The sequence below is a fragment of the Neisseria sp. HMSC03D10 genome (assembly GCF_001807625.1).
GTDB lineage: Bacteria > Pseudomonadota > Gammaproteobacteria > Burkholderiales > Neisseriaceae > Neisseria > Neisseria mucosa.
On the sequence record NZ_KV789517.1, the window covers coordinates 1 to 24,845 of the forward strand.

At 51.0% G+C, this 24,845-nt stretch carries 19 protein-coding genes; 5 read left to right on the forward strand and 14 right to left on the reverse strand.

The genetic code is table 11. From position 1 onward, the window contains the following. Positions 1 to 54: 54 nt before the first annotated feature. The 5 genes from HMPREF3066_RS03650 to serC form a co-directional block, all read right to left on the reverse strand. Positions 55 to 810 (reverse strand): BPSS1780 family membrane protein, encoded by a 756-nt coding sequence (locus HMPREF3066_RS03650; protein WP_070321059.1) that lies wholly within the window; start codon positions 808 to 810, stop codon positions 55 to 57. 74 nt (positions 811 to 884) lie between these two features. Then, on the reverse strand, positions 885 to 2,573 hold the full coding sequence (locus tag HMPREF3066_RS03655; protein WP_070440514.1) for a glutamine--tRNA ligase/YqeY domain fusion protein: 1,689 nt from the start codon (positions 2,571 to 2,573) through the stop codon (positions 885 to 887). A 109-nt stretch (positions 2,574 to 2,682) separates the two neighbouring features. After that, positions 2,683 to 3,459, reverse strand: a complete 777-nt coding sequence (locus HMPREF3066_RS03660) for a DeoR/GlpR family DNA-binding transcription regulator (RefSeq protein WP_060974662.1) — start codon at positions 3,457 to 3,459, stop codon at positions 2,683 to 2,685. 160 nt (positions 3,460 to 3,619) lie between these two features. After that, positions 3,620 to 4,177 carry a nitroreductase family protein gene (locus HMPREF3066_RS03665; RefSeq protein ID WP_070440516.1) on the reverse strand — a complete coding sequence of 186 codons (558 nt, stop codon included), beginning with the start codon at positions 4,175 to 4,177 and terminating at the stop codon, positions 3,620 to 3,622. A 231-nt stretch (positions 4,178 to 4,408) separates the two neighbouring features. Beyond that, positions 4,409 to 5,515: a phosphoserine transaminase gene (gene serC / locus HMPREF3066_RS03670; protein WP_070440518.1), complete on the reverse strand. Its 1,107-nt coding sequence runs from the start codon at positions 5,513 to 5,515 to the stop codon at positions 4,409 to 4,411. 354 nt (positions 5,516 to 5,869) lie between these two features. On the opposite strand from serC, the gene rimP reads away from it, so the two are divergent. From rimP to HMPREF3066_RS03690, 4 genes are all read left to right on the forward strand, one after another. After that, the gene (rimP, locus tag HMPREF3066_RS03675) at positions 5,870 to 6,301 is read left to right on the forward strand and encodes a ribosome maturation factor RimP (protein WP_003741871.1); all 432 of its coding nucleotides are present in this window, start codon (positions 5,870 to 5,872) and stop codon (positions 6,299 to 6,301) included. Positions 6,302 to 6,326: 25 nt separating this feature from the next. Beyond that, positions 6,327 to 7,829 (forward strand): transcription termination factor NusA, encoded by a 1,503-nt coding sequence (nusA, locus tag HMPREF3066_RS03680; protein WP_045072451.1) that lies wholly within the window; start codon positions 6,327 to 6,329, stop codon positions 7,827 to 7,829. An 11-nt stretch (positions 7,830 to 7,840) separates the two neighbouring features. Continuing rightward, on the forward strand, positions 7,841 to 10,747 hold the full coding sequence (infB, locus tag HMPREF3066_RS03685) for a translation initiation factor IF-2 (RefSeq protein WP_141743169.1): 2,907 nt from the start codon (positions 7,841 to 7,843) through the stop codon (positions 10,745 to 10,747). A gap of 624 nt (positions 10,748 to 11,371) precedes the next feature. After that, entirely contained in the window at positions 11,372 to 14,029 is a 2,658-nt protein-coding gene (locus HMPREF3066_RS03690; RefSeq protein WP_070440522.1) for a calcium-binding protein, read from the forward strand. A gap of 713 nt (positions 14,030 to 14,742) precedes the next feature. On the opposite strand, the gene HMPREF3066_RS03700 is transcribed toward HMPREF3066_RS03690, so the two are convergent. The 9 genes from HMPREF3066_RS03700 to alr form a co-directional block, all read right to left on the reverse strand. After that, positions 14,743 to 15,207, reverse strand: coding sequence for a ProQ/FINO family protein (locus HMPREF3066_RS03700; RefSeq protein ID WP_070440527.1), 465 nt, complete (start codon positions 15,205 to 15,207; stop codon positions 14,743 to 14,745). 237 nt (positions 15,208 to 15,444) lie between these two features. Continuing rightward, positions 15,445 to 16,536: a chorismate synthase gene (aroC, locus tag HMPREF3066_RS03705; RefSeq protein ID WP_070440529.1), complete on the reverse strand. Its 1,092-nt coding sequence runs from the start codon at positions 16,534 to 16,536 to the stop codon at positions 15,445 to 15,447. Between the two features lie 104 nt (positions 16,537 to 16,640). Beyond that, complete coding sequence (locus tag HMPREF3066_RS03710; protein ID WP_070440531.1) at positions 16,641 to 17,411, reverse strand: sulfite exporter TauE/SafE family protein; 771 nt, start codon at positions 17,409 to 17,411, stop codon at positions 16,641 to 16,643. 117 nt (positions 17,412 to 17,528) lie between these two features. After that, on the reverse strand, positions 17,529 to 18,611 hold the full coding sequence (gene trmA, locus HMPREF3066_RS03715) for a tRNA (uridine(54)-C5)-methyltransferase TrmA (RefSeq protein WP_070440533.1): 1,083 nt from the start codon (positions 18,609 to 18,611) through the stop codon (positions 17,529 to 17,531). Positions 18,612 to 18,758: 147 nt separating this feature from the next. Then, entirely contained in the window at positions 18,759 to 19,475 is a 717-nt protein-coding gene (locus tag HMPREF3066_RS03720; RefSeq protein WP_070440535.1) for a GntR family transcriptional regulator, read from the reverse strand. Between the two features lie 361 nt (positions 19,476 to 19,836). Beyond that, positions 19,837 to 20,256, reverse strand: coding sequence for an OsmC family protein (locus HMPREF3066_RS03725; RefSeq protein WP_070440537.1), 420 nt, complete (start codon positions 20,254 to 20,256; stop codon positions 19,837 to 19,839). A 151-nt stretch (positions 20,257 to 20,407) separates the two neighbouring features. Continuing rightward, positions 20,408 to 21,763, reverse strand: a complete 1,356-nt coding sequence (locus tag HMPREF3066_RS03730; protein ID WP_009174020.1) for a PFL family protein — start codon at positions 21,761 to 21,763, stop codon at positions 20,408 to 20,410. Between the two features lie 14 nt (positions 21,764 to 21,777). Continuing rightward, positions 21,778 to 22,050 carry an ACT domain-containing protein gene (locus HMPREF3066_RS03735; protein WP_003765481.1) on the reverse strand — a complete coding sequence of 91 codons (273 nt, stop codon included), beginning with the start codon at positions 22,048 to 22,050 and terminating at the stop codon, positions 21,778 to 21,780. A gap of 347 nt (positions 22,051 to 22,397) precedes the next feature. Continuing rightward, complete coding sequence (alr, locus tag HMPREF3066_RS03740; RefSeq protein WP_060974429.1) at positions 22,398 to 23,456, reverse strand: alanine racemase; 1,059 nt, start codon at positions 23,454 to 23,456, stop codon at positions 22,398 to 22,400. A 458-nt stretch (positions 23,457 to 23,914) separates the two neighbouring features. Between alr and HMPREF3066_RS03745 the strand changes: the two genes are divergently transcribed. Continuing rightward, positions 23,915 to 24,796 carry a carbohydrate kinase family protein gene (locus HMPREF3066_RS03745; RefSeq protein WP_049225883.1) on the forward strand — a complete coding sequence of 294 codons (882 nt, stop codon included), beginning with the start codon at positions 23,915 to 23,917 and terminating at the stop codon, positions 24,794 to 24,796. The last annotated feature ends 49 nt before the right edge of the window (positions 24,797 to 24,845 follow it).

Genomic DNA, 24,845 nt, shown 5'->3' on the forward strand with positions numbered 1-24,845 from the left:
GGGATGTCCAACTTTTGGGGTGCAGTTCAAATGTTTCAGACGGCCTTTATCCACTTAGGATTTTACAATACGACCATTAGGGTAAATACTGCGGTAAGCAATATAAGGGGACAGCAGTAAAACTGCGCTGACAGGTAGGAATAGTAAAAGTATGATCATGATAATCCACTGGCCTAACATGCTGCCTAATACGCCCCACATAAAAGAATAGAGAGCCACACCTACAACATAAACTAATATTGCAGGAATATTACACATAGCCGCTTTAACATTAGCTTTAATAGCCTCCCATGGCTTCAGACCATCTAAAACAATCAAAGCGGGGGTTAATAAAAATATAGACAAAAGGACAATAACAATCAATACAACACCTATCATCATTGCCCAATGACCTGCAAAATATAGCGGAATGATAAGCAAACTAACAGCTATACTGAACAGCACCTGAAGTAACAATAAAATGAAAAAACTCATTTTTTTATCTAAAAAAACAATAAAAAAATCTTTCACATCAAATGCTTTTCCATTATTGATATTGTTAGCAACATACATAGCTCCGCCTACTAAGCATGAACCCACCCAGCTGAATACAATACCTTTTAAACTAGAAAGCGCATTAATTCCTAGTAAGTCAATAATAGAAACCACAAAGCCTACGATCATATAGGCCAATAATACGCCTATCCATTTCCACGGATGAAGTTTGAAAATACCGAAAGCGTCGGTAATCCACTTGATGCCTGCAGAAGCAGGAAGGCGTTTGGGTTCGTGATATCGAACTTCCTGTGAAGTGGGTATTTGGTTTTCCATAAAATTCCTATTATAAAATCAAAAATTTAAACACAATAAAGGCAGCCAGTGCATACTGACTGCCTTCTTACCAATTATTTTGCCTGCCAAGAATCTTTCAGCGTTACCGTGCGGTTAAACACCGGCGTGTCTTTGCTGTGGTCTTTGCGGTCGGTGACGAAATAGCCGATGCGTTCAAACTGCCAACGGCTTTCGGCGGGCAGGTTTTTGGCGGCAGGTTCGGCATAGGCGGTGATTTCTTTGACGGACTCGGGGTTGAGGAAATCGGTAAACGGCAGGTATTCGCCGTCTTCGCCGCGCACGGCATCGGGACGCTCGACGGTAAAGAGGCGGTCGTACAGGCGGACTTTGATTTCGGCGGCGTGTTCGGCGGAAACCCAGTGAATCACGCCTTTGACTTTTCTGCCTTCTGGATTTTTGCCCAAGGTGTCATGGTCGATGCTGCATTTGAGTTCGACTACATTGCCCGCTGCGTCTTTTACGACTTCGTCGCACTTGATCACATAGCCGTGGCGCAGGCGCACTTCGCCGCCCGGGGTCAGGCGTTTGAAGCCTTTGGGCGGATTTTCGGCAAAGTCGTCTGCCTCGATGTAGATGGTTTGGGACACGGGGATTTCGCGCTCGCCCATTTCTTCGTGATTGGGGTGGAACGCGGCGCGGCGGCTTTGGGTTTTGCCGGCTTCAAAGTTGGTCAGAATCACTTTGAGCGGGTTCAAGACTGCCATCAGGCGCGGGGCGGAGTTTTCCAGCTCTTCGCGAATCGCGCCTTCCAACACGCTCATATCGACGATGTTTTCAGATTTGGAAATACCGGCGCGTTTGGCAAACAGGCGCAGGCCTTCTGGCGTGTAGCCGCGGCGGCGCATACCGGAAATGGTCGGCATACGCGGGTCGTCCCAGCCGGTAACGTGGCCGTCTGAAACCAGTTGGTTCAGCTTGCGTTTGGAGGTGATGGAATACAAAAGCTCCAAACGGGAAAACTCGTATTGGCGCGGGCGTGTGGCGTGCGGCGCGGGGATGTTGTCCAACACCCAGTCGTACAGCGGGCGGTGGGCTTCAAATTCGAGCGTACACAAGGAATGCGTGATGCCTTCGATGGCATCGGAAATGCAATGCGTGTAGTCGTACATCGGGTAGATGCACCATTTGTCGCCGGTGTTGTGGTGATGGGCGCGGCGGATGCGGTAGATGACGGGGTCGCGCATATTGATGTTGCCTGATGCCATGTCGATTTTCAGGCGCAGGGTTTTGCTGCCGTCGGGGAACTCGCCGTTTTTCATGCGCGTGAACAGGTCGAGGTTTTCTTCGATACTTCGGTCGCGGTAAGGGCTGTTTTTACCCGCCTCGGTCAGCGTGCCGCGGTATTCGCGCATTTCTTCGGGTGTCAAATCATCGACATACGCTTTGCCGTCTTTGATTAAACCGACGGCGTAGTCGTAAAGCTGGTCGAAATAATTGGAAGCGAAACGCGGCTCGCCCGCCCAATGGAAACCGAGCCACTCGACGTCTTCTTTGATGGCGTTGACGTATTCGTCGTTTTCTTTTTCGGGGTTGGTATCGTCGAAACGCAGGTTGCACAAGCCGTCGTAAATATATGCCAAACCGAAGTTCAGGCAGATGGATTTGGCGTGGCCGATGTGCAGGTAGCCGTTGGGTTCGGGCGGGAAACGGGTTTGGATGGCTTCGTGTTTGCCGCTTTTTAGGTCTTCTTCGATGATGGTGCGGATGAAATGGTTGTCCGCGAATTGGTCTTTATTGAGCATAATGGTTCTTTATTGGGAAGGGATTGGGTTTCAGACGACATATTTATAAAAAGTCGTCTGAAAAGGGCTTTATTGTACCCGACTTGACTCTATCGTTATAGTGGCGCACTCAAAGCGGCACAGGTTCGGCAACCAGCCATTCTACGCCCGCATCGCCCAAAACCTTCTGCATGGCGGCTTCCGGTACGCGGTCGGTAAATACTTTGTCAAACGAGCCGATGTCACCCAGCCTGACCAAGGCGTTGCTGTTGAATTTGCTGTGGTCCACGCCTAAATACCTGACCCGCGCATTGGTCATCATCGCCTGCATGACGCTGACTTCTTTATAGTCGTAGTCCAAAAGCGAGCCGTCGCTTTCCACGCCGTGCGTACTCATGACGGCATAATCGACTTTAAACTGATTGATAAAATCGACCGTCGCCACGCCCGTAATCCCGCCGTCCAAGGGGCGAACGACGCCGGAGGTGATGATGACGGTGTAGTCGGTGCGCGCGGACGTGATGGAGGCGACGTAAATATTGTTGGTGATAATCCGCAGGTTTTTACGCTGTTTGACCAACTCGGCGGCAACGGCTTCCATCGTCGTGCCTATACTGATAAACAGCGACGAATTGTCGGGAATGTGGGCAGCAATCAGGCGGGCGATGGCGTTTTTTTCATTTTGGCAATGATTGCGCTTGCCTTGTGCCACGCCGCCGGAAATATCGCCGACCGACGCTCCGCCATGATAACGCTTCAACTGCCGCGTTTCGCTCAATTCCTGTATGTCGCGGCGTATGGTCTGCGGGGTAACGTCCAAGGCTTCCGCAAGCTGCTCGACCGTCATGAAATGCTGCTCACGCACCAGGGCGAGGATGTGTTCGTGTCTTTGTATTTTCGGTTTCATCTGGATTCGTTTCAATTCGTTCCGGTTCGTTTGAATTCGGATTGTACGCCTTTTGCCCGAAGCCGGAAAAGGCAGCTGCCGATTCGGCTTTGCCCAAAACCAAAGGTCGTCTGAAACCTGAATCGTGGTTTTCAGACGACCTTTTTACATTGCGAACCGTTTACCAAGTTGTTACGAATTGTTCCAAATCGGTATTTTTCGCACCGCCCCCCTCTTCCACAGAAGAGCCGATCATCATCAGCCCGATGATTTTGTCTTTGTCCAAACAGCCGAATGCTTCGCGCAAGAGCGGGCTGTTGACCCACATTCCCGTAATCCACACATTGTCGAAGCCCTGCGCGGAAGCGGCAAGCTGCAACCCGTAGGCGGCACAGCCCGCGCTCAACATCTGTTCCCATTCGGGTTTGGGCTTCGCCACTTCGCGATTAGGCGCAAAAGTTACGCCGATGACCATCGGAGCCATACTGCCCACCCGCTCGGCCTTTCTCATGGCATCGTCGCCAAAATTCAATTCGGTAACGGTCCGGCACAAAATTTCGCGGAAACGTTGCAATCCTTCCGCGCTTTGAATGACGGTGAAGCGGAACGGACGCATATTGCCGTGATCGGGAACCTGCGTAGCGGCTTGAAGCATCGCTTCCAGTTGCTCTGCGTTCGGCGCGGGAGCAGTCAGTTTTTTAGATGAACGACGTGTGGTGAGAAGGTGTAAAGCGTCCATTTTTTTCTTTCGAATCAGTTAAAACAGCGGATTTTATAGCACAAAGCGAATTGAAACACCATGTTTGGAAACGCGGTTAAGAAGCATAACAATACAATAGGCACTAAAATCATTACATAACTTTACTCTACATAAATAGAAGCTGTTAATCCGCTGCATCCAAATATAAAGGTCGTCTGAAAACAAGCGTGGCAAATTTTTAGACGACCTTTATATATAGAAATAAAACCCTTAGCCGTAACGCCGTTGGAAATCGCTCATAAAGTCCGCCAACGCCTGTACGCCTTCGAGCGGCATGGCGTTGTAGATGCTGGCGCGCATACCGCCGACGGTTTTGTAGCCTTTGAGCAGGCACAAGCCTTGCAGTTCGGCTTCGAGGACGAAGCGGCGGTCGAGTTCGGCTGAGGCGGTTTGGAAGACGACGTTCATTTTCGAGCGGGCATCGGGGCGGATTCGGTTGATGTAGAAGCCGCCGCTGCCGTCGATGGCGTCGTAAAGCGTTTGGGCTTTGATGTTGTTGACGGCTTCGATTTTCTTCACGCCGCCTTGCGTCAGCAGCCAGCGGAACACTAAACCGGACATATAAATGGCGTAAGTTGACGGGGTGTTGTACATGCCGTCGCGGTTGAGGTGGGAACGGTAGTTGAAGACGTCGGGAATGCTGTCGGGGCAGCGGTCGAGCAGGTCTTCGCGGATGATGACGACGGTTGCGCCGGCGGGGCCGATGTTTTTTTGTGCGCCCGCGTAAATCAGCCCGTAGTCGGAAACGTCAAACTCGCGCGAGAGGATTTCGCTGGACATATCGCAAACGAGCGGCGGCAGGTCGTCTGAAAGTTTGGGAACGGTTTGGTATTGCAGGCCGTTGACGGTCTCGTTGATGACGAAGTGGACGAAGGCGGAGTTTTTGTCTATGTCCCAAGTTTCGACGGGCGGCAGGGCGGTATAGTCGAATTGTTCGCCGCCGTGCGCCGCCAGTCGGATTTCGGCATCGGTCAGGCGGCTCATTTGTTCGTAGGCGATGCGGCTCCAGTTGCCCGTTACCACTGCCTCGGCGGACGGGAAGCCATGCGCCAGGTTCATCGCAACCATGTTGAATTGCGTGGTTGCGCCGCCTTGCAGGAACAGGATTTTGTAGTTGGAAGGAATGTTCAGCAGCGTGCGCAGGTCTTGTTCGGCGTGATGGAGGATGCTGAGGAACATTTCTGAGCGGTGGCTCATCGCCATGACGGGGAAGCCTGTGCCGTTGTAGTCGAGCATTTCTTGCTGCGCGGTACGCAATACGGCTTCGGGCAGGACGGCGGGACCTGCGGAAAAGTTGTAGATGGGGCGGGCGGACATGGCAATGCCTTTTTGTTTCGATGATAACAGCTTTGGATTTTAGAATGACGGCGTGCTTCGTGCAAGCCGTATGGTAGGGAAATGGGATCGTCTGAAAAAGAAAGATTGGAAATAAAATGATGATTATCAATGGGTAAGGTTTAATGGCGATTTTGCAGACGACCGTTTTTGTCAACAATTTTAAGCTTGGTTTTATGCCGCCAGGTGTATTCATTCTATGAGGTTGTCTGAAAAAAGCCGCGATAAATCAACGCTTTTCTTTTGAGTGGAAAGCGGTTATAATAAGCCAATTTTTCAATTTTGACGAAAAATGGCCACGGGGCCATTTTTTTGTTTATGTACTCCGGGAGATTCATGGATATTCAAACAATTCTCGAAAAAACCCTGCCGGGTTTGGGCTACGAACTGGTCGATTTCGAGCTGACTGCACAAGGCACGCTGCGCGTGTTCATCGATAAGGAAGGCGGTATCACCGTCGAAGACTGCGCGACTGTCAGCAATCATTTGAGCCGCGTGTTCATGGTGGAAGACATCGATTATAAAAATCTGGAAATTTCCAGCCCCGGCCTTGACCGGCCTCTGAAAAAAGCCGCCGATTTCGTGCGCTTTGCAGGGCAACAGGCAAAAATCAAAACCCGCCTGCCGGTTGACGGACAAAAGAACTTTATCGGCCGCATCGAGGGTTGTGAAAACGATACCGTAACGCTCTCTTTCGACGGCAAAACCGCGCAAATCGGCTTGGATAATATCGATAAAGCCCGCCTGCGCCCCGAATTTAAATTTTAAAACTTGATATTGGAGATTCTAAAAAATGAGTCGCGAAATGTTGCAACTTGCCGAAGCGTTGGCAAGCGAGAAAAACGTTGAAGCGGAAGTGGTGTTCCAAGCATTGGAATTTGCCCTTTCTACCGCAGCCAAGAAAAAAGCCGACCGCGAGCATATGGACGTGCGCGTCGAAATCGACCGCGATACCGGCGAATACCATACTTACCGCCGCTGGCTGATTGTTGCTGACGAGGATTACACCTATCCCGACCTGGAAAAAACCATCGAAGAAATCCAAGAAGAAATTCCGGGTACCGACATTCAAATCGGCGACTACTACGAAGAAACGCTGCCGAACGAAGGTTTTGGCCGCCAAGCCGCGCAAACTGCCAAACAAATCATCCTGCAACGCATCCGCGATGCCGAGCGCGAGCAAAATCTGAACGAATTCTTGGCTGTTAAAGAAGACATCGTTTCCGGTACGGTAAAACGCGTAGAACGCCACGGCATCATCGTCGAAGTCGTTCCGGGCAAGCTGGACGCGCTAATTCCGCGCGAACAAATGATTCCGCGTGAAAACTTCCGCGGCGGCGACCGTATCCGCGCGCTGTTTTTGCGTGTGGACGAAATCGGCAACACCGGCCGCAAACAAGTTATCCTCAGCCGTACTTCGGGCGATTTCCTTGCGAAGCTGTACGAAATGGAAGTGCCTGAAATTGCAGACGGCTTGTTGGAAATCCGCGAAGTGGCGCGCGATCCGGGCCAACGTGCGAAAGTGGCGGTTAAAGCCAACGACCAACGTATCGATCCGCAAGGTACCTGTATCGGTGTGCGCGGCTCCCGTGTGAACGCTGTCAGCAACGAATTGGCAGGCGAGCGCATTGATGTGGTGCTGTGGTCGTCTGAAACTGCTGAGTTCGTGATGAACGCGCTGTCTCCTGCCGAAGTCAGCCGCATCGTGATTGACGATGACAAACACGCGGTTGACGTGATCGTTGCCGAAGACCAGCTTGCGCTCGCCATCGGTCGCGGCGGTCAAAACGTGCGCTTGGCATCTGATTTGACAGGTTGGCAGTTGAACATCATGACTGTCGAAGAAGCGGACGAACGCACTGCTGCCGAAGACGCAGCCATCCGCGACCTCTTTACCGCGCATCTGAACATCGACGACGAAACCGCCGATATTTTGGTGGAAGAAGGTTTTGCCACGCTGGAAGAAGTTGCTTACGTTCCGGCTGCCGAACTGCTTGCCATCGAAGGTTTTGACGAAGAAATCGTCGAAACCCTGCGCAACCGCGCGCGTGATGCGATTCTGACTATGGCGATTGCGTCCGAAGAGAAGCTGGAAGAAGTTTCAGACGACATGCGCAATCTGGACGGCGTAGATTCCGATATGCTCCGCAAACTGGCGGAAGCCGGCGTAACCACCCGCGACGATTTGGCGGAACTTGCCGTTGACGAACTGATTGAAATAACCGGTGTAGATGAAGAAGCGGCGAAAAAAGTGATTCTTGCTGCCCGCGAACACTGGTTTACCGAAGAGAACTAATGGGGGTACAGATGAGTAACACAACCGTAGAACAATTTGCCGCCGAACTGAAACGCCCCGTCGATGATTTGCTGAAACAACTGAAAGAAGCCGGTGTCAATAAAAGCAGCGGCAGCGATTCCCTGACGCTGGACGACAAGCAACTGCTGAACGCCTATCTGAAAAAGAAAAACGGCAATGACGGCGGAACCATCAGTATCCGCCGCAAAAAAACCGAAGTCAGCACTGTCAGCGGCGTCAAAGTCGAACGCAAACGCGGCCGTTCCGTAACGATTCCTTCGCCGGAAGAGCTTGCCGCCGAAGCTAAAGCCAAAGCAGCATCTGAAGCGCAAAAAGCCGAGCAGGCAGAAGCGAAAGACCAAGCCGCAGAACAGGCGAAAGCCGAAGCTGAGGCCGCCGCCCGTGCCGAAGCGCGTGCGAAAGCCGAAGCGGAAGCTGCGAAGTTGAAGGCTGCCAAAGCAGCAAAAGCCGAGCCGAAAGTCAAAGCGGAAGAAGCGAAACCTGTTGAAGCGGCTGAAAAACCTGCCGAAGTGAAAGCAGCTGGAAGCAAAGCCGACGACAAACCGGCAGAACCCGCTGCACAAGCAGTTCAGGCTGAAGACAAACCTGCCCAAAGGTCGTCTGAAAAACCTGCCGAAGGCAAAGCCAAGCCTAAACAAGACAAAGGCAATAAAGGCAAAGACGCAAAAAAAGCAGCCAAACCAGCTGCTCCAGCCGCTCCGCAACCTGTGGTCAGCGCGGAAGAGCAAGCGCAACGCGACGAAGAAGCACGCCGCGCCGCCGCTTTACGCGCCCATCAAGAAGCCTTGTTGAAAGAAAAACAAGAGCGTCAGGCGCGCCGTGAAGCCATGAAACAACAGGCGGATCAGCAAGCCAAGCCCTCAGCCGAAGCCAAAGCTGCCGAGCAGCGCAAGCCTGCCGAAAAAGCCAAAGCCGCGCCCGCAGAAGGCAAAGCCGCCAATCCTGCCCGTGCGAAAAAAGAAGACCGCCACAACCGCGACGATGACAACCAAGGCCGCAACGCTAAAGGTAAAGGCGGTAAAGGCGGACGCGACCGCAATGCGCGCAACGGCGACGACGAGCGCGTACGCAGCGGTAAAAAAGGCAAGAAACTCAAACTCGAGCCGAACCAACACGCCTTCCAAGCACCGACCGAACCCGTCGTTCACGAAGTCTTGGTTCCCGAAACCATTACCGTTGCCGATTTGGCGCATAAAATGGCAGTCAAAGGCGTGGAAGTGGTCAAAGCCCTGATGAAAATGGGCATGATGGTGACCATCAACCAATCCATCGACCAAGACACCGCCCTGATTGTAGTGGAAGAACTCGGCCACATCGGTAAACCTGCCGCCGCCGACGATCCCGAAGCATTCTTGGATGAAGGCGTGGAAGCTGTGGAAGCCGAAGCATTGCCGCGTCCGCCGGTTGTTACCGTGATGGGTCACGTTGACCACGGTAAAACCTCGCTGCTGGACTACATCCGCCGCGCCAAAGTGGTACAAGGCGAAGCGGGCGGCATTACCCAGCACATCGGCGCATACCACGTTGAAACCCCTCGTGGTGTGATTACCTTCTTGGATACCCCGGGTCACGAAGCGTTTACCGCCATGCGCGCGCGCGGTGCGAAAGCAACCGACATCGTGATTCTCGTGGTTGCAGCCGACGACGGTGTGATGCCGCAAACCATCGAAGCCATTGCCCACGCTAAAGCAGCGGGCGTACCGATGGTGGTTGCCGTCAACAAAATCGATAAAGAAGCTGCCAACCCCGAGCGCATCCGCCAAGAGTTGACCGCACACGAAGTCGTGCCGGACGAGTGGGGCGGCGATGTACAATTTATCGATGTTTCCGCCAAAAAAGGCATCAATATCGACGCATTGCTCGAAGCCGTATTGCTCGAAGCCGAAGTTTTGGAACTGACTGCCCCTGTCGATGCGCCCGCCAAAGGCATCATCGTCGAAGCACGTCTGGACAAAGGACGTGGCGCGGTTGCCACCCTCTTGGTGCAAAGCGGTACGCTGAAAAAAGGCGATATGCTGCTGGCCGGTACTGCGTTCGGTAAAATCCGCGCGATGGTTGATGAAAACGGTAAAGCCGTCAACGAAGCCGGCCCGTCTATTCCGGTCGAAATCCTCGGCTTGTCCGACGTACCGAACGCCGGTGAAGACGCAATGGTGTTGGCAGACGAGAAAAAAGCCCGCGAAATCGCGCTCTTCCGCCAAGGCAAATACCGCGACGTTCGCCTTGCCAAACAGCAGGCGGCGAAGCTGGAAAATATGTTCAACAACATGGGCGAAAACCAAGCCCAATCCTTGTCGGTCATCATCAAAGCAGACGTACAAGGTTCTTACGAAGCTTTGGCGGGCAGCCTGAAAAAACTGTCCACCGACGAAGTGAAAGTGAACGTATTGCACAGTGGCGTGGGCGGTATTACCGAATCGGACGTCAACCTTGCCATCGCTTCAGGCGCGTTCATCATCGGCTTTAACGTGCGTGCAGACGCTTCTTCGCGCAAACTTGCCGAAAATGAAAACGTGGAAATCCGCTACTACAACATCATTTACGATGCCATCGACGACGTCAAAGCAGCCATGAGCGGCATGCTGGCGCCGGAAGAGAAAGAGCAGATTACCGGTATGGTCGAAATCCGTCAGGTCATCAGCGTATCCAAAGTCGGCAACATTGCAGGCTGTATGGTTACCGACGGCGTGGTCAAACGCGATTCCCATATCCGCCTCATCCGCAACAACGTGGTCATCCACACCGGCGAACTGTCTTCTTTGAAACGCTACAAAGACGACGTCAAAGAAGTCCGCATGGGCTTCGAGTGCGGCTTGATGATCAAAGGCTACAACGAAATTATGGAAGGCGACCAACTGGAATGCTTCGACATCGTCGAAGTCGCCCGCTCGCTGTAATTTCCCGTTGTAAATAAAAGGTCGTCTGAAAACCTTATCCATCAGGTTTTCAGACGACCTTTTTGTACGTTAAATATAAAAATAGGCGCGTATTCAGTGAAACAATACCTCAAAACCCTACCCCATCCCCGAACGGCTTGATACTCAACAGCTCATTTATCAAATATTCTTAACGAGTTATTATTTATTCGATATTTTATTTTTTAAAATTATAGCCTTAGAACATAGAAAATGAAAAATTCACAGAAAAACAAATGTATTTTTTGACTTCATAGCGAAAAGAAAAACGGTAATACGGCATGATATATACAAAACAGGCTTGATTTAAGTACCTTAAAGTACAGATTTTCGCAAATTTAAATGCTGCAAAACCATAACAAAAATTCAATTAACTCATCACATTATTTATAAAAAATGAAGATAAAATATTTATTTTTCGTAAAATCAGAACTTTAAATAAAATATTCAGTCAAACCGCCCATGCCATATTTATATCCGTTCGTACCTAAATCCAACAATTCTCCCAATGCCATGCTAAATTGTTTATTTAGTCAGGAACACCAACAAACCAAATAGTTCCCATCATCACCGTTTAATCCTTCATTTCTACGGAAAACAATATCTATGAATATTAAAACAACTCCTTCAACACAGCACATTCACGGTGTATCTACCTCGGCATATACGGTAAATACCAATAACGGGACCTACATCCGCAGCAATATCAGCCACACGCTTGCTGCCGGAGAAAAAAATCTAATTCTAGAAGGTGATGCCAATATCTTCGGAGCAGGGAATAACGGGGATAACATACTTATTGGCAACAGCGGACGTAACCGTCTTAATAGCGGACGCGGCAATGATTCCGTTTACGGTGGCGGTGGCGATGACATCATCAACGGTGGAGAAGGCTTTGACTTACTGTTCGGTGAAGATGGCGACGACACTCTAAACGGGGAATCCGGTGATGATGTACTGAACGGTGGCATGGGTAACGATACCTACATTTTCAATGCAGCAGGCGGCAGGGATACCATCGTCGATACCGAGGGAAGCAACCGCGTCCGCTTTACCGGAGGCTTGCGTGCCGAAGATTTGACCATAATGGCTGTTACTAACAATGAAGGCGGGCAGGATTGGAAAATCTCCATTAATAACACAGATTCCGTACTGACCATCAGCAACCAATATACTGCCGGAAGCAGTGTTCCTTCCATCCATCAATTTATTTTTGACAGTGGTGTTTTGGACGTAGCTGAATTTATCCGTGCAACAAAAGCCAATATTGAAACAGCGAAACCACAAAACCTGACCATTAATGGAACCGATTCAGACGACGTTTTAAATGGTAGTGATGGCAATGACACTATTGACGGCAAAGCTGGTGCCGACACGATGAGCGGAGGATGGGGGGACGATACTTATTATGTTGATAATGTCAAGGATGTCATTATCGAAAAGAAAGATGCAGGTACCGATACCGTAATCAGCAGTGTTTCCTACACAGCAGCAACCAATGTTGAAAACGTTACCTTGACCGGCAATGCCAATATCTTCGGCGCAGGCAACAACAACGACAATATCTTGACCGGCAATGCCGGACACAACCGTCTCAACAGCGGACGCGGCAACGATACTGTTTACGGCATGGGTGGAAATGACAACCTCAACGGCGGCGACGGTGATGATTACTTGGATGGTGGAGAAGGTAACGACAACATCAATGGCGACGCAGGCAACGACACTTTAATCGGCGGCAAAGGAAAAGATACCCTGAAAGGCGGCGCAGGTAACGATACCTATATTTTCGGCGACGATGATACGATTATCGACGATCAAGGAAACAATACCTTGCGTTTTTCAGACGACCTGCGTATCAAAGACCTCAAAATCAGCGTCAATGACAACGCACAAGGCGGGAAAGACTGGTTGATTACATCAGCAAACAGTTCTGTATTGATTCGAGACCAAATTAGCGCAGACGGCAAAGTTTCCGTCGGACGTTTTGAATTGCTCGGAGAAACCTATACCCACGAATCCCTACTCAAAGCTGTTGCCAATTCAAACAAACAAGGTTCGATCATTACCGGAACAGCAAGAGACGATGTCCTTACCGGTACCGAGCAAAACGATACCATCGACAGCGGAATCGACGGACGTGACCGTCTGTACGGACTAGGCGGAGATGACATCTTGCGCGATAGCGGAACAAGCTATTTCGGTAACGAACGCGATGACGAACTCTACGGCGGCGACGGCAATGATAAATTATATGCCGACGTTGGTGACGATTATCTGGACGGCGGTGCCGGCAATGACCATCTTGAAGGCGGACAACACCGAGATACTTACGTCTTTGGTAAAGGATACGGACACGACACCATCTTTGACTACAATTTCAATCTTGATCCCGAATTCAACCCGAACGGAATGCAAAATGCCAATACCGTTAGATTTACCGGTGGCCTGACTTTGGATGATTTAGAAATTTCGATGACCCAAAGCTATGACAAATCTGGTATCGATCATATCCCTTCCGATTCCGAATTCATTATTATTCCCCGTCTGAACGGCGATACTTGGAACATTTCAATCAAAGGAACAAACGATGTCCTAACTATCAAAAACCAGTCCGGTATTTACGGCGCAATCAGCGAATTCCAGTTTGATTCCAAAACCTATACCGTTGGCGAAGTCATTGAGCATTTTGGTCTGAATGCGCCTCACTTTGACAAAGCCGGTAACCTTGTCCACGACCTTACCGATAAGATTGACTGGTACGGTGTTGATCAGAGGGGATACAACCGCGTTGTTTACGGATCGGCTGATAACGATACTGCGGACTTTTCAGACGTTATCGGTAAAGTTACCTTCTACGGTGGCAAAGGAGAAGATATTATCACCTTGGGAAGATACAATGTAATTGACGGTGGTACGCGTAATGATGCCATTTTCGACTCCGGACACTCGGTTAAAAATACCATTATGTTTGGAAAGGAAAGCGGACACGATACCTTGCACAATATCCGTGCAGAAGCAGATACCACAGTTCTCTTCTCAGGGAATTTAACGATTAAAGATGTCGAATTGACAACAGGCAAAGACTGGGTTGTGAAGCTGAAAGGTTCAAATGACGAATTGACCATCAAGGATATGGTTCATTCCCCATCCGGTCATGATACGGTTGACACCTTTAAATTTGAAGGTGGCGAAAGCTATACCGCTACCCAATTCCTGAATGCCTTAGGTATGGATAGTACCGTCAACCACGGCTTGATTTAACCGTCTGGAAGGTCGTCTGAAAATTTCTCCCATTATCGGTGAGAAAGGTTTTCAGACGACCTTATATATTGCGCTCCATCAGCGACACATATATTTATAGTGGATTAAAATAAAAATGAGACAAGGTGGCAACGCCCGCCGTGTATGGGTAGTACATAAGGGCGTTGGCAACGCCGTATCATTGCAATTTTAATCCACTATAATTCTTTTGTTTTGTCTTGATGATAATTCCCAACGCCAAACGTCGCTGTTTTGCGCTACTGATTCAATATGCTGCACATAAAGCAAAAATTTAGGAATTTTCATAAAAACCATTGACAAGACTTCTTTATTGTGTCAGAATTACGCCCGTTGAGTTGCTTTATGCAGCTTGATTTTTCTCCTCTATTTCTCCTTTGTAGACTTGGCGCATATCCCAAACGATATGCGCATTTTTTTATCTTGATTTTCCAAGTTTAAAATAAAATCAAATAAAACAAGATATTCCCATCTACTTAAATTCTCACGCATACAAAAATCCATCTTTAGAAAACGTATCATCCCCAATAAAAAATCAACAAACACCCACCGTTTACCCTCCCCTGTCAAAGCAAAAATAATGGTTGCAAAGCGTGTTTCCTCTTTTCCCTCCTCCGTTGATTTGAAATACTGATAAAAAAGGTCGTCTGAAACAGAAAATCCATTTTCAGACGACCTTTTAAAATCATTCGGTATTATTCGGCGTTGTTTTGTGCCACTTCTTCAGTTTCGGCGGCTACGCCGACTTGTTCGGCTTCTACTGCCTCAGTTTTCGCTGCCTGTTTGGCCGCTTGGCGCTCGGCTTGTTCTGCCAAAGCCTGCTGGACAAACGGATGCTGTTGGGCGATGGCTTGTTCTTCCGCGCTGACTTCGCCTTTGAAGCGGTTGTTCAAATCAAAACGTTTTCCACCGCGCGCCAAGGCTTTAAGGTAGCGGGGGCGGCGGCAATGGTTGGCGAGAACGCGGGCGATCAGTGCAGGATCGTATTGGGGCAGTGCGGCAACAAGGTCTTGGTCGATGCCGACGGCCAGCGGTTTGAATCGTTTGAAGACGTCGTATTTGCCGTAGATGTGGTCGGCAATCATGTCGGTCTGTTTTTTCTTGCTCATGGTTTGGACGGCGGATTTCAAAGCTGCGCCCAAAGCGGTTTCTTGTGTCATGTCGTTTGTATTCCTCTAAAATAAAGCCGTGCGTTTCGCTATGGCACGGTAATGGCGGTATTTTAGTATAAAGCCTGTGTTTTGGCTAAGTTTTTTTGCGAATGTTCGATTGTAAATGTTTATGTTGCGGACAAGCCGGCACACTTATCTCAATAGGCGTTGAGAAAGGTCGTCTGAAAATGTTCGGCACAATCCGTCATGTTTGTTTTCAGACGACCTCTTTCAATTTTATCCGCACTATTTGGCAATATCGGGCGTATCGACAACTACGTCGGCATTTTGCGCGCGATGGCGCAGGGCGTGGTCAATGAGGACCAGTGCGAGCATGGCTTCGGCGATGGGGGCGGCGCGCAGGCCGACGCAGGGGTCGTGTCTGCCGTGGGTGGCGAGTTCGACGGGGTTGCCGTTGATGTCGATGCTGCGGCGCGGGGTGGCGATGGAGCTGGTGGGTTTGATGGCGATGTTGACGTGGATGTCTTGTCCGGTGCTGATGCCGCCGAGGATGCCGCCGGAGTGGTTGGACAGGAAGCCTTGCGGGGTGAGTTCGTCGCCGTGTTCGCTGCCGCGTTGGACGATGCTGCCGAAGCCCGCGCCGATTTCCACGCCTTTGACGGCGTTGATGCCCATCATGGCGTAGGCGATTTCGGCATCGAGGCGGTCGAAGACGGGTTCGCCTAAGCCGACGGGGACGTTGGCCGCTTCGATATGCAGTTTCGCGCCGACGGAATCCAACGATTTGCGCACGCTGTCCATATAGTTTTCCAGCTCGGCGATTTGGCTTTGGTTGGCGGCGAAGAAGGGATTTTGGGAAATGTGTTCGTAACCTTCAAACTGAATTTCTTTTTCGCCGACTTGGGTAACGTAGGCGGTGATTTCCGTGCCGAATTTTTCTTTCAGCCATTTTTTGGCGACGGCTCCTGCGGCAACGCGGGCGGCGGTTTCGCGGGCAGAGCTCCTGCCGCCGCCGCGGTAGTCGCGCGTGCCGTATTTGTGCCAGTAGGTATAGTCGGCATGGCCGGGACGGAAGCTGGTGGCAATGTTGCCATAGTCTTTGCTGCGTTGGTCGGTATTGCGGATTAAGAGGGCGATGGGTGTGCCAGTGGTTTTGCCTTCGAAGACACCGGAGAGGATTTCGACTTGGTCGGCTTCGCGGCGTTGGGTAACGTGGCGGCTGGTGCCGGGTTTGCGCCGGTCAAGGTCGGCTTGGATGTCTGATTCGGTCAATGCCAGTCCGGGCGGGCAGCCGTCGATGATGCAGCCCAAACCTGCGCCGTGGCTTTCGCCGAAGGTGGTAACGGTGAAGAGTTGTCCGAAAGTGTTGCCTGCCATGTTTTCCCTCTATCGGTCAGATGCTGAAAGATAACGGATTTTAGCATACAAAGGTCGTCTGAAACGCTTTCGGAGGATGAATCCTGCCTGCGGTATGCCTTCTTTTATCGAATCAAATCCCAAGCAAATTTGCCTATGGTCAGACACAGCAACACCATAAATCCATAACGCAGAAACTTAGTTCCGCCGCGTATCGCCAATTTCGCGCCGACCACGCTGCCGCATAAATTCGCCAGCGCAAGCGGAATTGCCCACGCCCAAACAACATGCCCTTGCGGGATAAAAAACGTCAACGCGGCAAGGTAGGTGGTGGAATTGATGACTTTGGCGGATGCGTTCGCCGTCAGGAAATCATAACCGTAAAAACGGACGAACACGAAGACCAGCAGGCTGCCTGAGCCGGGCCCGAAGATGCCGTCGTAAAAACCGATGAGTGCGCCGAACAGCAAGCCCCATAAGGTTTCGCGGCGCGTCAATTTTTCGGTGCGCACCGCCTGCCCCAAGTCTTTTTTCAGAAAAGTATAAAGGCACATGACCACCATGATGACCAACATCGCCGGTTTCATGTAGTGCACGGGCAGATACGCCACGGCATTCGCGCCCAGATAGGAAGCGGCAAACGCCAGCACGGCGGCGGGCAGCAGCACTTTCCACGGCACGGGGATTTTGCGCAGGTATTGCCCCGTTGCGGTCAGCGTGCCGAAGTAGGAAGCGAATTTGTCGGTGCCAATCACCGAAGCCACGGGCGTGGAAGCGGGCAGTAGGTTGAATAGTCCGGGGACTTGCAGCAGCCCACCGCCGCCGACCGCCGCATTCATCAGTCCGGCACAAAATCCGGTGAGCAGTAAGAGGTAGAAAAAGGAATCTATGGGCATGATGATTCAGGCTTTCTTGGAAATTGCTTACCAGGGAAAAGGTCGTCTGAAAACAGTTTTGCGCATGAAAATCCATGTTTTTAAAATGTTCAGACGACCTTTTTCAACCCCGCTTCTTTATTTCTTCTTCAAATAAACGCCGCTTTCGATATGGTGCGTAAACGGGAACTGATCAAACAACGCGGCGCGTTCGACAGTATGGGTTTGGCAAAGTATATCAAGGTTCGCGCGTAGGGTTTCAGGATTGCAGGAAATATAGATAATGTTGTCAAACCGGGAAACCAGCTTCAGCGTTTCATCATCGACGCCGGCGCGGGGCGGATCGACAAAAATAGTCGAAAAACCATAATCTTTCAGCGAGATACCCTGTTCTTGCAGGCGGCGGAATTCGCGGCTTTGCGTGTAGGCTTCGGTAAATTCTTCGGCGGAGAGACGGGCGATTTTGATGTTGTCCCGTTGATTAGCCTCGATGTTCCATTGCGCGGCGTAAACGGAAGTTTTGGACACTTCGGTCGCCAAAACCTGACGGAAATGCTGCGAGAGCAGCAGGGTGAAATTGCCGTTGCCGCAGTAAAGTTCGAGCAAATCGCCGCCGAGATTTTGCGCAACATCACACGCCCAGCCGAGCATTTTTTCGCACACGCGGGCATTGGGCTGGGTAAAGCTGCCCTCGACTTGGCGGTAGCGGAAGGTTTTGCCGTTTACGTTCAGCTCTTCGGTTATATAGTCTTGAGTCAAGACGATTTTCTGCCCCCTACTCCGACCGATGATATGGATGCCCAATTCACGCGCCAAGGTTTCGGCGGCACGTTGCCACGCTTCGTCCAGTTTTTTGTGGTAAATCATGGTAACGAGCATCTCGCCGCTCAGTGCAGACAGAAATTCTACGGCGTACCAGCGGTTTTTGAGTTCGGGATTTTGCGTGGCGGCTTCGATGAGTTTGGGCATCAAGGTATTGATAGACTCCGAAGCAGCGGGAAATTGGTCGCAACGTATCAGGCTTGCGCCGCTTGCTTTCTGTCCGCGCTCGAACATGGCGTAAAACATTTCGCCGCCTTCGTGCCAAATGCGGAATTCGGCGCGCATACGGTAATGCTGTTCGGGGGATTCGAAAACTTGAATTTCAGGAAAATCCAAACCTTGGAAAAGCTGTTGCAAGTATTGGATTTTTTGGTCGAGCTGTTGCGTATAAGCGGTCATTGGAGAAATGTCTCATGAAAAAATGCCGTAATGTCGGTTTGGTCGGCAGGTTGGCGTAAAGATGTTTGACAACACCGAAAATGCTGACAAAGGTCGTCTGAAAACCTACCCACGCTCGTTTTCAGACGACCTTTTATTGGCCTTTGATTACTCGCCTTCGTATTTGCGCTCCAAACGCTCCACGCACGCGCTTAAGTGTTTGCGCATGATTTTGACCACGCGGTTGCGTTTGCCGTTGACCAGCAGGTCGAGGATTTCGCGGTGTTCGGAATGGGTATGGGGGTTGATGGCGCGTTTTTCATTACGCTGCGCATCGAAGACGGCAACGATAAGCGAAGAGCGGGCGCACAGGGTGTTCATGATGTCGAACAAGACATTATTGTCGATCAAGCGCGCGAGTTCGACGTGAAAGGCGTTGGACAGGCGGTTCCAACCCACGCGGTCGCCGCTGTCGGACGCCTGCTCTTCACGCTCGATCATGGCGTAGAGCAGCTGGAGGCGGGTTTCCAAATCGGGCATATCGGACAGAAGGTTCAAAATCATGCTTTCCATTTCGATACGCGCGTTGAACACGTCCTGCATTTCCTTCAAATCGGGAACATGGACGAACGCGCCGCGATTAGGTTGCAAATCGACGATTTTGTCGTGTGCCAACAGGGACAGCGCGCCGCGCACGGTATTGCGCGAGCAGACCATCTGGCGGCAAAGCTCGGATTCGGTCAATTTTTTGCCGGGCAGCAAAACATGGTCGGTGATGCCGTCCAAAATCAGGGCGTAAACGCGGAACAGCTCCGAATCGTGCCTGCCTGCCGGCATCATGGAAGAAGGGGTGGGCGCATGGAGGGTTTCGTTATCGGTATTCATTATTTCAGCTCTCCTCATGGTCTGGCGTGGCATATTGTTTGAAATGACTGGAAATTTGCGATGGCGTTGAGCCGCCCCGTATCGCTTTATACTTGATTCCATTTCAATATGTCACGAAACCTGATTAAGATATAATTAAAAATTGTTGACAATCCCTAACTAAGCTTGCACAATATGTCGAAAGGCCAAGTTATAAAGGCTGATAGAGAGAGAATCCACAATAAGCAAGCAGATATATTCATGGTGTAGCGTGAATATATCTGCTTTTTTGTCGGGCGGTCTTTATTCACGCTTTAACAGTATTCCGCCTCTAAACGCTTTTCAGACGACCCCTGAAAGATACGGGAGGTCGTCTGAAAAATTACTCTGCTTCGACGGTTTCAAAACTGTGGGTGATTTTCGCCGCCTTGCCCAGCATAATCGAGGCGGAACAATATTTCTCGGCGGACATCTGCACGGCGCGCTCGATGGCGGATTCGGTCAGATTGTGTCCGATGACTTTAAAATGGATGTGGATTTCGGTGAACACGCGCGGGGTATCGTCGGCGCGCTTCGCAGTAACCGTCGCTTGGCAGTCCACTACCTTTTGACGCTGTTTCTCGGCAATCATCACAACATCGATGCTGGAACAGCCCGCCACACCCAAAAGCAGCATTTCCATCGGGCTGGGACCGCGTTTCGCCTGCCCTTCCGCCGCCGCGCCTTCCATAACGACGCTGTGTCCGTTTTCGGTCGTGCCGACAAAGCACATTCCGTCTATCCATTTTGATGTAACTTGCATGATTGCCTTTCTATCGCAAAAATGCCTGAGAAACAGGCGCATTTTCATATTGTAAACATTTTTTACGGATAAATATAGGCACAAGGATGGAGAAGGTCGTCTGAAAACTCGCAAAGCTTGTTTTCAGACGACCTTTTTCATGGTCAGGCAATCAGTTCTTCATCGACTGAACCGGCGCGGGAATCCTGCCGCCGCGGTTGACGAACACTTCGCACGAACCTTCTTTAACCGGCATCACCGGCGCGTAGCCCAGCAGTCCGCCGAACTCGACGCTGTCGCCGACGGTTTTGCCCGTTACCGGAATGATGCGCACGGCAGTGGTTTTGCTGTTGATCATGCCGATGGCGGCTTCGTCGGCGATGATGCCGGAAATCGTGTGCGCGGGCGTGTCGCCGGGAACGGCAATCATATCCAAACCGACAGAACAAACGGCGGTCATTGCTTCGAGTTTGTCCAGCGTCAGCACGCCTGCTTCGGCGGCGGCAATCATGCCTTCATCTTCGGAAACGGGGATAAACGCGCCGCTCAAACCGCCGACCGCGCTGGAAGCCATCATGCCGCCTTTTTTCACGGCATCGTTCAGCAATGCCAAGGCAGCCGTCGTGCCGTGCGTACCGCAGACGCTCAAGCCCATTTCTTCAAGGATACGTGCCACCGAGTCGCCGACGGCGGGGGTCGGTGCCAGCGACAAATCGAGAATACCGAACGGGATGCCCAGAATTTTCGAGGCTTCGCGGCCAATGAGTTCGCCCACGCGGGTGATTTTGAAGGCGGTTTTCTTCACGACTTCGGCGACTTCGGTCAGGCTGACCGCGTCCGAATTTTCCAGCGCGGCTTTGACCACGCCCGGCCCCGATACGCCGACATTGATAACGGCGTCCGCTTCGCCCGAGCCGTGAAACGCGCCCGCCATAAACGGATTGTCCTCCACTGCGTTGCAGAACACGACGATTTTGGCGCAGCCGAAACCTTCGGGCGTGATTTCCGCCGTGCGTTTAATGGTTTCGCCCGCCAGTCTGACCGCATCCATATTGATGCCGGCGCGCGTGCTGCCGATATTGATGGAGCTGCACACGATGTCGGTAGTCTTCATCGCTTCAGGAATGGAGCGGATTAACACCTCGTCTGAAGGCGACATGCCTTTTTGCACCAACGCGGAAAAGCCGCCGATAAAAGACACGCCGATGGCTTTGGCTGCCTTGTCCAAAGTCTGCGCCACGCTGACGTAAGAATCGGCTTTGGTTGCCGCCGCGATTTGGGCAATCGGCGTGACGGAAATACGCTGATTCACAATCGGCACGCCGTATTTGGCAGACAAGTGTTTCGCCGTAGCGACCAAATCTTTGCCGACAGTGGTGATTTTGTTGTAAATGTTTTGGTTCAGTACATCGATGTCGGTGCTGATACAGTCGTGCAAATCAATGCCTATGGTAATGGTGCGGACGTCGAAATGCTGGTCGGCAACCATTTTGACGGTTTCTAAAATTTCGCCGGATTGGATACTCATCACATTCCTCCGACTCAAATGCGGTGCATGGCTTGGAAGATTTCTTCGTTTTGCATGCGGATGTCGAGCGCGAGTTTTTTGCTCTCTTCCGCAAACAAATCCAGCATTTCTTGCCGCGATTTGGGGCATTTCGAGGTATCCACTAAGATAATCATGGTGAAGAAATCGTCCATCAGCTGCTGGCTGATATTGAGGATGTTGATTTGGTTTTCCGCCAAAATTCTGGAAACGTCGTACACGATGCCGACGCGGTCTTTGCCGATGACGGTGATGACTGAATTGTTCATAAGTCAGGGTCCTTGCAGGGGTCGTCTGAAAAATTGATTTGGGAAATTATAGCACCGCTTTAGAATAATATGACTTGGATTGTTGACAATTTTGCATTGCCCGAACCTGATATTCCGTCTGCCGTCATTCCCGCGCAGGCGGGAATCCAGATTTATCCGTGCAGAAATCGTCAAAGAAAAAAGTTTCCTAAATTTTATGTTCTGGATTCCCGCCTGCGCGGGAATGACGGCCGCTCTTAAAATATTTGGATTTTCAAAAAGCCCTATGAAGAAGGTCGTCTGAAAACCATGTAACGAAACCGTTAACTTTGTTTTCAGACGACCTTCAGTTCAAACCGCTACTTAAATCACTCCGAATAGGTAAACTTCGCACGTTTGACGTTGCAAAAAATTTCATACGGAATCATACCGGCGGCTTCGGCGACTTCGTTGATATTAACAATGTCGCCCCACAATTCGACTTCCGCACCCAAACCTTCTTTGGAAGCATCGAGTTCGACGGTGATCATGTCCATTGACACCCTGCCGATGATGCGGCTGCGTTTGCCTTCGACGGCAACGGGCGAGTTGGTCGAGGCTCGGCGCGGATAGCCGTCGGCGTAACCGCAGGCAATTAGGCCGACGCGGGTGGACTTGCTGGTATAAAACGTCGCGCCGTAGCCGATGGGAGAATGAGGTTGCAGGACGCGTTCGCCGAATACGCGGGAAGTCAGGCACATGACGGGCTTCAGGCGTTCGTCCACGCCGCCGAACGGAGAAATGCCGTAAAGTGACAGACCGGCACGACCCCAATCGCGGCGGGCTTCGGGAACATTCAGGATAGCAGCGGAGTTGGCAAGGCTTTCTTCGCCTTCCAAGCCTTCACACGCCAAATCAAAGGCTTCAAGCTGCATTTCGGTCATGCCGTTGTTGGGTTCGTCAGCGCAGGCAAAATGGCTGAATTTGACGATGCTGTCAACGTGTTTGCATTGTTTCAGGGCGGTGTAGGCGGAAGTGTAATTGTGCGGGAAGAAGCCGGCACGGTGCATACCGGAATCCATTTTGAGCCAGACTTTGACGGGGTGCTGCCAATGATGGGCGATTAAGGCTTCGAGTTGCCATTGGCTGCCGACGCCCGGCCACAAATTGTATTTATCGACGGTAGCGTATTCCGACGCTTCAAACACGCCTTCGAGCAATACGATGGGATTGCTAATGCCGCTCTCGCGCAATTCGACGGCTTCGTCCATGGTAGCGACGGCAAATCCGTCGGCAATTTCGGACAATGCGTGGGCGCACCGTACCGCGCCATGTCCGTAAGCGTCCGCTTTAATAACGGCAAGCATTTTGCCGCCGTGAATCTGTTTCAGGGTTTGATAATTGTGGCGCAGATTGTCCAAGCGGATTCGGGCATTTAATGGACGCATGATTTGTTCTTTCCGTTAATGAAGGTCGTTTGAAAATGGATATTCACGTTTTCAGACGACCTTTCGGTATTTTTAACGACTACATTATAGGCTTAAAGAGAGGGTTTTTAAATATCGTAATGAAATGAAGAAAATCGGAATATATAGCCCGTCTGTTCAAACATATTCTGCCGATTTGTATTTAAATTTCAAAAATCAGCCTACCCCCTTCCCAAAGCACTTATAAAATGAAAGAAAAATAAACCCTGCCGATTTGCCGAATCAGGCCGTCTTTAACGCAATATTGTGATGAATCAAACTTCCTGACGGATAAGCCCGCGATTGCTTGTCAGTCGGTAGATTTTAAAACATAATACTTACGCGCCTAAGTATTGGAGTTTTACTACAAATACATGATAGGTAAGCCGTACGCAGCGCAGCAGTTCCATCCAATCAACTCAAAGCAAGGAAGGTCTAAAATGAAAGTAACCAGTTTCGGCGAAGTGTTGTGGGACGATTTTCCAAGCGGCAAAGTGTTGGGCGGTGCGCCGCTGAACGTTTTGGTCCGTTTGCAATCCTTCGGGGTCGATACTGCCATCATCAGCCGTCGCGGCGATGATGCCGACGGCGAAGAGCTGCTGCGCCAAATCCAAGCGAAAAACGTCAATACCGACCTGCTGCAAGTGTGCAAAGAATGCGATACCAGCCTTGTCAAAGTCATCTTGGACAAATGCGGCAGCGCGTCATACGAAATCGTATATCCCTGCGCGTGGGACCGCATCATCGTCGAAGATGCCGCCTTGCAGCGTGTCGCCGAATCCGATGCCTTCGTGTTCGGCAGCCTTGCCACCCGCGACGAGATTTCCCGTGCGGCATTAGACAAACTGATGGAAAAAGCCAAATTCAAAATCTTCGACGTCAATCTGCGCAAACCCCACTACGACACCGACCGCCTGCTCGCCACCATGAAGCGTGCGGATATGCTCAAGCTCAATGACGACGAATTGTACGAACTGTCCGCAGTTTACGGCTCTCCCTACCACAGCATCGAACAAAACATCGCCTACCTCAACCGCTTGACCGGCGCACAAACCATCTGCGTCACTTTAGGCGGACACGGCGCGATTTTATACAAAGACGGCGAACTCTACCGCCACTGCGGCTTCCGCATCAAAGTCGCCGATACCGTCGGCTCCGGCGACAGCTTCTTGGCAGGACTGACTTACAAACTGCTCAACAATGCCGAGCCTCAAGAAGCCATCACTTTCGCCTGCGCTCTCGGCGCCCTAGTCGCCTCCAGACACGGCGCGACGCCCGACATTTCCTTACAAGAAATCGAAAGCTTCATGAATCCGGCTTGATGTTTGCCATCAACGGATGCCACAACAAAAGGTCGTCTGAAAACGGATT